This is a genomic window from Hylemonella sp. GW821-FHT12C09, assembly GCF_058807395.1.
Map to the genome: position 1 here is coordinate 1 of NZ_JBXAQQ010000019.1, position 654 is coordinate 654.

The window sequence follows — 654 nt, forward strand, 5'->3', positions numbered from 1 at the left end:
GCCTTGAGGTGTTCCTGCACATTGACCGTATCGGGGCGTTGGCACACAGCCAAGGCCAAGTTGAAGCGGGAATGGTCATCCAGCAAGGTCAGGGGATGGCACTTGCCTGCGGCGGTCTGGAAGTAACCCTTGAAGTCGATTTGCCACAGGACATTGGGGGTCTCGTGCTCGAAGCGCTGCCAGTGCTGGGTCGCCTGACTGGCTTGTGGGTCGATCAGGCCATGGCGTTGCAGGATGGCTGTTACCGTGCTCGGGCTGGGAACAGAAGGATGCCCCAGATCCAGCAGGCGGCATGCGAGCTTGCGACCACCCCAACTGGGGTTGGCTTGTCGCAATGCCAGGATCGTCGCCTCCATGGGCTCTGGTGTGCGGCTTGGGCTACTGAGCGGGCGCCGGGAGCGTTCCTGCAGGGCGGCTACACCTTCCTGCGCATAGCGTTCCAGCAAGGCATAGGCCGCCTTGGGGCCTATGCCAAAGCGGCGGCACAACTCCCGACGGTTCGCTCCCGGAGCCAGGGCCAATTCGACAAACTCTCGTTTGATGCTCATCAGGTCTTTCGGTTGCCACGGCATGGACTTCTCCTGGCGCCTGCGGCGCAGGAAAAGTGTTTCCTATGTCCCCGAACACCCGTTTCCCATGTCTCCGGTCTATACA

Annotated in this window: 1 protein-coding gene; it reads right to left on the reverse strand. The window is 61.5% G+C overall.

Features of this window, described 5'->3' with window-relative positions:
- On the reverse strand, positions 1–572 hold a 572-nt coding region (locus AC1RRP_RS19255; RefSeq protein ID WP_493038985.1), incomplete at its 3' end, for a helix-turn-helix domain-containing protein.
- Between the last annotated feature and the right edge of the window lie 82 nt (positions 573–654).